Source organism: Streptomyces sp. NPDC090442 (assembly GCF_044769405.1).
GTDB lineage: Bacteria > Actinomycetota > Actinomycetes > Streptomycetales > Streptomycetaceae > Streptomyces.
In genome coordinates, this window is the sequence record NZ_JBIVXW010000054.1 from 57772 (window position 1) to 66236 (window position 8465).

10 protein-coding genes and 1 pseudogene are annotated in these 8465 nt (G+C 67.5%); 3 read left to right on the forward strand and 8 right to left on the reverse strand.

Annotation, left to right across the window (positions count from 1 at the left end; genetic code table 11):
• Positions 1–71: 71 nt before the first annotated feature.
• Complete coding sequence (locus tag ACIQU6_RS31065; RefSeq protein WP_403485040.1) at positions 72–248, reverse strand: hypothetical protein; 177 nt, start codon at positions 246–248, stop codon at positions 72–74.
• A 445-nt stretch (positions 249–693) separates the two neighbouring features.
• Between ACIQU6_RS31065 and ACIQU6_RS31070 the strand changes: the two genes are divergently transcribed.
• Complete coding sequence (locus ACIQU6_RS31070; RefSeq protein ID WP_403485041.1) at positions 694–1302, forward strand: TetR/AcrR family transcriptional regulator; 609 nt, start codon at positions 694–696, stop codon at positions 1300–1302.
• A gap of 65 nt (positions 1303–1367) precedes the next feature.
• On the opposite strand, the gene ACIQU6_RS31075 is transcribed toward ACIQU6_RS31070, so the two are convergent.
• On the reverse strand, positions 1368–2132 hold the full coding sequence (locus ACIQU6_RS31075) for an SDR family NAD(P)-dependent oxidoreductase (RefSeq protein WP_403485042.1): 765 nt from the start codon (positions 2130–2132) through the stop codon (positions 1368–1370).
• 941 nt (positions 2133–3073) lie between these two features.
• Positions 3074–3868, reverse strand: a complete 795-nt coding sequence (locus ACIQU6_RS31080) for a CPBP family intramembrane glutamic endopeptidase (protein WP_403485043.1) — start codon at positions 3866–3868, stop codon at positions 3074–3076.
• Between the two features lie 321 nt (positions 3869–4189).
• Between ACIQU6_RS31080 and ACIQU6_RS31085 the strand changes: the two are divergent.
• Positions 4190–4698: pseudogene (locus ACIQU6_RS31085) on the forward strand (VOC family protein).
• Positions 4699–4954: 256 nt separating this feature from the next.
• Here ACIQU6_RS31085 and ACIQU6_RS31090 read toward each other — a convergent pair.
• From ACIQU6_RS31090 to ACIQU6_RS31105, 4 genes are all read right to left on the reverse strand, one after another.
• Positions 4955–5176, reverse strand: a complete 222-nt coding sequence (locus ACIQU6_RS31090; protein WP_403485044.1) for a hypothetical protein — start codon at positions 5174–5176, stop codon at positions 4955–4957.
• Complete coding sequence (locus ACIQU6_RS31095; RefSeq protein WP_403485045.1) at positions 5173–5481, reverse strand: hypothetical protein; 309 nt, start codon at positions 5479–5481, stop codon at positions 5173–5175. The genes ACIQU6_RS31090 and ACIQU6_RS31095 overlap by 4 nt, the downstream gene beginning before the upstream one ends.
• Positions 5482–5524: 43 nt before the next feature.
• On the reverse strand, positions 5525–6301 hold the full coding sequence (locus ACIQU6_RS31100; RefSeq protein WP_403485046.1) for a phosphotransferase: 777 nt from the start codon (positions 6299–6301) through the stop codon (positions 5525–5527).
• A gap of 209 nt (positions 6302–6510) precedes the next feature.
• Positions 6511–6894, reverse strand: coding sequence for a hypothetical protein (locus ACIQU6_RS31105; RefSeq protein WP_403485047.1), 384 nt, complete (start codon positions 6892–6894; stop codon positions 6511–6513).
• Between the two features lie 275 nt (positions 6895–7169).
• Between ACIQU6_RS31105 and ACIQU6_RS31110 the strand changes: the two genes are divergently transcribed.
• A complete protein-coding gene (locus ACIQU6_RS31110) occupies positions 7170–7526 on the forward strand; it encodes a VOC family protein (RefSeq protein WP_403485048.1) in 357 nt (118 codons plus the stop codon).
• A 49-nt stretch (positions 7527–7575) separates the two neighbouring features.
• On the opposite strand, the gene ACIQU6_RS31115 is transcribed toward ACIQU6_RS31110, so the two are convergent.
• The gene (locus ACIQU6_RS31115) at positions 7576–8268 is read right to left on the reverse strand and encodes a sensor domain-containing protein (protein WP_403485049.1); all 693 of its coding nucleotides are present in this window, start codon (positions 8266–8268) and stop codon (positions 7576–7578) included.
• Positions 8269–8465: the final 197 nt, after the last annotated feature.

Here is an 8465-nt window from a genome sequence, read left to right on the forward strand (position 1 = left end):
GACTCACCCTGAGCAACACACGCCCTGGCCCTGGCCTCCAAGCCCTGGAGTCAACCCCTTCCGACGGCAGTTCAGCCGGCACCACCCGCCATCTCCCGGCTGCGGCCGGCCCACTGGACCACGTACGGCATGGCCACACCGGAGCCGACGAAGACGGCACCCATCAGGAGCCAGCCGGGCGCTCCCCACGTCACACAGAGCAGGCCGAGCAGCCCAGCGAGCGACGGTGCGCTGAACGCTGGCGGCACCGCTGCGGAGGCGTACGGACCAGGCCCAAGACCTCAGGCTCGTCGGTCAGCACGTACACCGGCAAATGGGACCCTCGGGCGTCCAAGGCCCAAGCCAGCGAGCCCGCCCCGCCACTTGCGCAACGTGTCCACGTGCACCCCGCCTCGATGGCGATACGAGCGCTGGGCCTCCCGCGGGAGGCCAGACTGCACGATCCGCGCCTGTACGCGGGTCTGGTGCTTGGCCTTGCGGCCCCACAAATCCCTCGCCAGCGGACGTGATCCCGCTGCATGTCGGTGACGGACAATCTGACGCACAGCGGCAACAAGCAAGGCAGGAAGGCCGATCCGCGAGAGAAAATGCCTGGCGCCGCCAGAAGGCTTCGATCGCGCCTGGAGAAGTGATCCACCGGGGATCTCGTGGAGACTACAGCGGACTCATCAGTCCACTTTGAGGAGACGGATCATGCGCGGGGAACTCACGGCGAAGGGGAAGGCGACGCGGAGTCGGATCGTCGAGGGGGCAGCGGCGGTGCTGCGGGAGAAGGGGGTCACTGCGGTGACGCTGGAAGACATCATGGCGCGGACGAGCACCAGCAAGAGTCAGCTGTTCCACTACTTCCCAGCCGGCAAGGACGCACTGCTGCTCGCGGTCGCCCAGTTCGAGGCGGACCAGGTTCTGGAGGACCAACAGCCGTATCTGGGCCGCCTGGACTCCTGGGAAGCCTGGGAACGGTGGCGGGACGTAGTGATCAAGCGCTACGAGACCCAAGGGGACGAATGCCCGCTCGGATCGCTGTTCTTTCAGATCGGACGCTCAACCCCCGGCGCACGGGCAATCGTCGTCGAGCTGCTACGCCGCTGGCAGCAGAGTCTGGCGATAGGCATCCGGTCGCTACAGGAGACAGGCCAGCTACCCGCCGAAATCGACGTCGATACCCGGGCCGCCGCCCTTCTGGCCGCGATTCAGGGGGGCGTGTCGATCCTGCTGTCTACGGGACAGGCCACCCACCTGCGCGCCGCTCTCGACCAAGGAATCGCGGATCTGCGCCGCATGGCCATCGCGGTGCCGTGACCTGTCCCTGCACCGTCACGCGCCAGCCCCGGACGAGCTCGCCACGCCCGGGGCAGCGCCACATGTCAGGCGGCGATGACGGCAGCCGTGGTGCGGCCGCCGTCGACGTCCAGCACGATGCCGTGCACGAAGGCCGACTCCTCGCTGGCGAGGTACACGGCGGCGTTCGCGATGGCGTCGGGCGTTCCCATCCGGCCCGCGGGGGTGCCCTTCATCATGGCCTCGCCGGGGTGGGTCTCACCGGGGGCGGGGGTGAGCACGACGCCTGGGGAGATCGCGTTCACGCGCACGCCCTGCGGCCCGAACTCCGCGGCCCAGGCCCGGGTCAGGGTTTCCATGGCTCCCTTGGTCGAGCTGTACAGGGCGCCGACCGGAATGCCCAGGCGCGCGATCCAGGAGCCCAGGTTGATGATCGCCCCACCGCCGGCTTCCGCCATGGCGGAAGCCAGGGCCGCGGTGAGGAAGAACGGGGCCTTCACGTTGACCGCGTAGACCTCGTCGAAGGTCTTCTCATCGGTGGCTGCCGTGGCGTCGCCCGGGTAGATGCCCGCGTTGTTGACCAGGACGTCGATGCGGCCGCCGAGGACTCCCGTCGCCTCCCGCGCCAGAGACTGCGAGGCTGCCGCGCTGCCGTCCAGGGACGCCTGCACGAAGTCGGCGCGCCCGCCACGGGCACGGATGCCGTCAACGACCTCCTTGCCGCGCCCCGCACTGCGACCCGAGACGACGACGTGCGCCCCCTCGGCAGCGAACGCCTCCGCGATGGCCCGTCCGATGTTGCTGGTTGCTCCGGTCACCAGGGCGGTCTTGCCCTCAAGACGCGATGACATGGTCCACTCCGTCGTTTGGTTCTCCACTACGAATCCGCACGGCCGAACTACCTGCCCTGTTGCGACCGTTCGGGGCCCCGGACAACCGAGGCGGAGACCACTGTGCGCCGACAAAATTGGACCCACAAGTCCAAAGTCTGCGGCGTTCCGACCTTGGAGCACCTGCTGACAAAGGTGCGGAAGTTCACCGATCCTGTGCAGAGCGCTCGATGAACCAAGCCCCCATGTCACGCCTGCGGGCAACCTTCTCCCCACAGCTGGCTACCAATTGTGCCGGTCAACTGTCGGGCGAACGTCCGCCAGACAGTCGGATCACAGGGCCTCTTCCTCCTACATTCCTGGCATCAGGACCGTGATGCTGATGCCAGTCCTCGCAGGTAGACCGTGCGTCGGCGCATGACGGTCAGTAGTCCCACCACTGGGCTGACCGCAGCCATGGCGAGAAGGAGGCCCTGCAGAGGGCCCCCGGAGTGGCCAACTCCTGCGACGATCAGGCAGACGGCGAGGAAGCCGAACCCGAAGAGCGAAGACAGGCAGTCACGCAACGAGCCCTCCATGGACGCGTGTTGAAGCGGACCTGCGGGGCTGCACCGAGCGGCCTCCCGCCGAACTTTGGAACGGACGTCAGTGGCGGCGAGTTCGCCGCGGACGTCATCATCAACGGCATCATCGGAGGCGCCGGCGGTGCCGCCGTACACGGCGCCAACACCCAACTCCCGCCCTGCGGCGAGGGCCCGCATTTCGCGATCGACGGCGCCACGGCGCCTCTCAGCGGGGCGCACATCTTCCATGTGCCCTGCTCTCTTCGGAGGTAGACGGTGACCGGCTTCTGGGCGGGCCTGGTGACCACGGCAGTGGCGACGTTCCCCTTGATCGTGACGTTCGATGTCGTCACCGGTATCGGCCGGGAACGGGTATCGCGTTCGCCGTCGCCCTCATCGTCAGCGTGGTCGGCGACGCCGCAGGTGGGCTTTGCCGTAGGAACCCGGCGACGTCCGCGCACCCCACACCAAGGTCACCATCGTGGCTGCGGCGGCGGTGACGAGGCCGAACGCAAGGGCAGCGACGGGGCGTTGGGGGTAGCCCGGAAACACCGACTCGGCGACGTTGATCAGAGCATGAATGACAACTGCCGGGAGCACGGCTTGGCCAGTGCGGTGGAACAGCCAGACCATGAGAACCCGGAGCGCCACCGTGCTCAGGCACTGGCCCACAATCCACCATGCCGCGCGGCCTCCTTGCACATATCCCACGACATGCCACACCGCCCACACCACCCCCAGAACCACAGCGCCCCCGAGAACTCCCCACCGACGTTGCAGGGGACGGAGGACATAACCCATCCACCCCGTCTCCTCACAGGCCGCAGCAACGGCGTACACGGCGAAGAGCACAGGTACCGTCGCGAGCGACTCACGCGGCCCGTCGAGCGGCACACCGGCCAGCGCTATCAGCCCGTACGACAACAGCATCGTGGCAGGCACCAGCAAGACGACGGGAACCCACCAGGCCCGCTGCCCGCGACGAGGGACGGAGAACAACCTCCTCAGCAGCGTCGCCACCCCACGCACCCCTTCGTCCCGGCGACTGCACACCATTGCCACCACGAGCGGCAGGACGAACTGAAACGCGCTCACCGGCATGTCCATGGGCAGCAAGCCGGGTCCCCGGAAAACGGATCCGGCTATCCAGAACGGCAGGGACAACGCGAACAACAGCACGAAGAACCTGGTCATGACTACGGATCATCTCAACGAAAGGCATAGCCCGGCAGTGAACCGCGGATTCGCCTACGTCGCCTGGGAATTCGGCCCACCTACGTGCCCACCGGCGAGTTCCCTCTGATCAACGTGCCTTCGCAGCCCCGACCAACACCATGTCTGGCCAGGACGACGCACCGCCGTCCGTCGAAGGCGGAAACTGGCTGATCACCATGGACGGCACCAGAAGCGGTGAGTCTCCCCTTCCCCACGGAGCTTTCTCCCTCTCACCCAAGTTGACCCCTGTTTGGTGACAGCGTGGATGTTGCGGTAGAGCGGATGCAGAGGATCGCCGGCATGGCACTGCGACCTGTTCAGGTGAACATCAAGGCTCTTGACGCCCCGGCGGTCGGCCGGTTCTGGGCGGAGGCGCTCGGTTGGAGTGCCTACAGCCCCGGCGTGACCACCTACGTCGGACCCGCCGGCGGCCCCGTTTGGCCGGACCCGGTTGCCGTCTGCGTCGACGTCGTTCCCGTCCCGGAACCCAAGACAACGACGAAGAACCGCGTGCACATCGATCTCGCCACCACCTCTGCGGCCCATCAGGCGGAGTTGGTCGCGCGGTGTTGCGCTCCGCCAAGGGCGTCGGTCCGTATCTTGAGTTCCTCCGCACGCCCGGCGTGAAGACCGTGCCGGACCGCGTCCATCTCGACTTGCTGCCGTACCCCAATGACAGCAAGGCAGCGGAGGTGGCTCGGCTGCGAGCCCTTGGCGCCACCGACCTCGACCTCGGACAGGGCGACGTCCCGTGGACATGCCTGGCCGACCCGGAGGGCCACGAGTTCTGCGTCCTTGCCCCGCCCTGAACACGGAGCCCCAACGCCCCGAAATGCGTTCCCCGCCAACAGGACTGACAACTCGCCCCTGGTTGCGGCTGGTTGCAGGAGAGTGTGCCCACTTGGCGTCAACAAACCTGTCCCATGAGCCGGAACCTACGCGGAACCCGTACAGCTTCGCCGGGACAACGCAGTTGAAGCGCGGTACGCCCCGTGTCCCCGCCCTCACCGAGGGAGGGCAGGGACACGGCCGCCAGACATGTTCAGGTACGCCCGCCGCGCACTGTCACAGCCTCGCCTCGGAAGCAGATGGCACGGCGTCCACCTTGGGAAACCTGGTGAGCAGAACGGTCAGCCCACCCAGGAGCCCGATGCCACCCGCCACCCAATATGCCGCGTGAAATCCTGCCAGCCTTTCGGCTGGAGTGGTGGCGCCGCCGCTGACGCCAGCCGAAACAGCAACCAAGATCGCCAGACCAACGCTGTTGCCGATCTGCTGCGCGGTCACATTGACCGCACCAGCGACTCCGTGCTGGTGGAGTGGCAGCCCCTCCAGCGTGGCGGCCGGCCGTTCTCCGGCGTACCCGCCCACAGGGTGACGCCCGTTCCAATGAGAAGCAGGCTGGCGGCCATCAGGGGCTTGTAGGCCGCCGGCGACATCAGGCGTCCGGCGATCTGCGAGCTGATGATGACGACGCCCACGGGCAGGACGGCCAGTGCAGACTCGAACGGCGAGTAACCGACCACTGCCACCGTAGGCGGCCGCCGGCAGCGCGAAGCCATCGGCGGACCACGACCATGCTGCTCCGGCACGCCGTAATCCCCGCGGCCGCCGGGCGAGTCAGCGACGGAGGCGTCAGCCCGAACCGAGGAGGGCGTCGCGGTTGGCCAAGATGAACCGGACGTCCTCGCGGTAGCCGTCGGCGTGCCGCTCGTCGCGATGGACGTCGAAGGCGGGGTTGTGGGCCCGGATTTGCTGCTTGATGTTGGCGGCGATGGCGGACAGGCGCACCACGGCCAGGTCGAGGAGTTCGGCCGGGGCGATTCCGTAGCCGTAGGTATCGGTGAGCAGCCGGAGTCGGGCGGCGCGGTCGGGAGGCGTCTCCCAACCGAATGCCTGGGTCAGGCGCGGTGCGGACAGCGGCACAAAACGGTGGGCCGCGTAGCAGAGGTCCCAGGCCCGGTTGGAGGGGCCGGCGGCGTCCCGGTCGATGACGCCGGTTACCGCGGTCCCTTCGAAGGTCATGTTCCACGGGGCAAGGTCGTGGTGGCCGATGCAGTCGGTGCGCACCGGGCCCGCGACCACCCGGTGCTGCCATGCCTGAGGGGATTCGGCAAGGAATCCTTGGGTGGCGTCGTGCATCGCGCGGACGGCCCGCGCGACGCTGATCAGCGTCGCCTCGGACCGATGTTGTTCCGTGAGGGGGTAGTGCGCGGCCTGACCCTCGATGAAACCGAGGAGGTCGCGCGTCCCGTCGTCGGTCGTACCGAGGAAGCGCGGAGCCAGCGAGAAGCCGACCCGTTCGAAGTGCCGCAGCAGGGCATGAACGTTGGGGTTGCTCCGGTCGCGTTCGACCGCATTGCCCCGGCGCACGGGGCGGGAGAACCGACCACCCGCCATCACCTCGCCCATGACCGAGGACTGCAGTGGTTTCGACCACGGCCGACGGCGGCGTCGCGGTGCTCGGCGACATGGAACGCGCCTATGACCTTGCACCTCGTCACGCCAACCACAAGACATGCCGGCGCACCTGACCGTATGTGGGGAATCTCGGCGGATCTGCTCAACATTTCGGAATGACCAAGCGTGCCCGTTCCCGTACCGCTCCTTCCTCTTGAGGTCTACCAGGGCACGACCACGACCTGTTCACCGTCCTCATAGATGATCTTTCCGGGGTTCGACGACTCGACTCGTTCACACGCCACGCCATGCGCGGCCAGAATTTCCAGATATCCGGTCACCCGGTCGACGAGGTGAACGGCGGTGGTCTTGAACCATGCCACGGCGCCTGGGTGCACGTCGGGGTCGTACACGGTGGGGTCCACGTCGGACGGATTGGTGAAGTTCGCGTCGTACCAGTCGTTGCCAGCGCGCAGGAATTGGTACTGCGCATCGTTGAGCTTTCCTTCTCGCGCCAGGCCGTTGGCCAGGGCGAAGACACCCGGGAAGTGTCCTCTTGGGCTTCGCGTTGTTCCCTGGAACCTCACAAACCGTGACTCGCCCACGAGACCCCCTCCGTCTACGGACACTGCTGCGGGGAGTGTCGAAGATCCGCGTGACAGGTGCAAGGTGGCTCTGCACGGGAGTTGCCGTCAGCGTGAGGGCTCGTCAGCTCGACCACGTGGCGTGTGCTTCCCGACCAGATACTTGGCCCGCTGCTGCCCCGTCTGCCTTCCGTTAGGCCGACGTCCAAATCCGTGGTTTGCGTAGGGGCGCGAGAGAGAATCGCCGTGGCGCTCTGCACTCGGTGGGGCGCTTTTATGAGAAAGGGCTTGAGCCAGTGATCAACGGTGCGCACACGATCATCTACGCGAGCGACGCCGAAGCGGCACGCGCGTTCTTCCGCGATGTGCTGGGGCTCCCACACGTCGACGCCGGAGACGGCTGGCTCATCTTCAAGGCTCCACCGAGCGAACTGGCCGTGCACCCGACCGACCCGCACGCCGCCGGCGTCGTCGAACTGTTCCTCATGTGCGACGACCTCGCCGCCACGGTCGCGGACCTGACGGCCAAGGGCGTCGAGTTCACCACGGACATCACCGAACGGGGCTGGGGCTCGGTCACCACCCTCGCCGTGCCGGGCGCGGGCACCATCGGCCTGTACCAACCCAAGCACGAGATCGCTTACGACCTCTGACAGGACGAATCCACGACCGAAGGATTGTGAGTCCGTCCCCGGTCACGGGTCACCGGCGGGTGCCGGACGGGCACAGCAGGGTCTGCGAGAGGCGGGCCTGCGCACGCAGGATGTACGGCCCCGCCCACAGGCCGAGGAGGATCTCCGCCACGCCCACACCGGCTGCGATGTGCGTGGTGTGACTGTTCAACGGGACGAACACGAACCAGCTGCCGTCGAAGGCGGGGGCCACGGAATCCCAGAGGTACGGCAGGGCGACGCCGAACGCGCCGTGGACGAGCAGGGTGAAGGGAAGCAGCGCGAGGAACCCGACGAACGTTACGGCGAGTTGGGCCCAGCCCAGGTCGCACCAGGTGGCCGGGCTCCGGAGCACGGACAGGACCCGGCGCACGAGCAGTGGGGTGGAGCGCGAGGTGGGCCGGTTGGCGTCGGAGCCGCCCGGTGCGGTCGGGGGCATGCCGTACCAGCGACGGCCCAGTTCGAGCTGACGGTTCGCCAGGGTGTGCAGGGCGCGGGCCGCCCCAGGCACCAGCGCGAAGCCGAGCCAGATGAACAGCAGGCACATCGAAATCAGCAGCAGCCAGGACATCAGCGCGGAGAGCAGGCCCAAGCCGAGCAGAGACAGTCCACGCCACGGTGCCAGCAGGCGGTCGAGCACCGTCGGCCGCCAGCGCTCCGCCCCGGCCCGCGGCGCCAACGCCTCCGCTTGCGGCTCCGCCTCGTACGCGACGTGGTCTGCCATGTCCCCTGTCCCCGTTCCTGGTCGTTCGATGCAGGGACGCTCGGTCTGGCGCGCCGCTGCAAGATCATTGTCCCGGAAGGGGCAGCGCGGGATCACTGGGGTTACTGACTTCGGCGTTTCAAGGTGATGGTGGTGGGTCGAGGGAGAGTCTGGTCCCGGCGATGAAGCCGTTGAGGGTGTCGGGGCGGTATTGCAGG

Bases quoted from the DNA above. Each gene is read 5' to 3' on its own strand.
- ACIQU6_RS31080 (WP_403485043.1), bottom strand. From the start codon at position 3,868: ATGACCAGGTTCTTCGTGCTGTTGTTCGCGTTGTCCCTGCCGTTCTGG.
- ACIQU6_RS31070 (WP_403485041.1), top strand. From the start codon at position 694: ATGCGCGGGGAACTCACGGCGAAGGGGAAGGCGACGCGGAGTCGGATC.
- ACIQU6_RS31100 (WP_403485046.1), bottom strand. From the start codon at position 6,301: ATGGGCGAGGTGATGGCGGGTGGTCGGTTCTCCCGCCCCGTGCGCCGG.
- ACIQU6_RS31115 (WP_403485049.1), bottom strand. From the start codon at position 8,268: ATGGCAGACCACGTCGCGTACGAGGCGGAGCCGCAAGCGGAGGCGTTG.
- ACIQU6_RS31075 (WP_403485042.1), bottom strand. From the start codon at position 2,132: ATGTCATCGCGTCTTGAGGGCAAGACCGCCCTGGTGACCGGAGCAACC.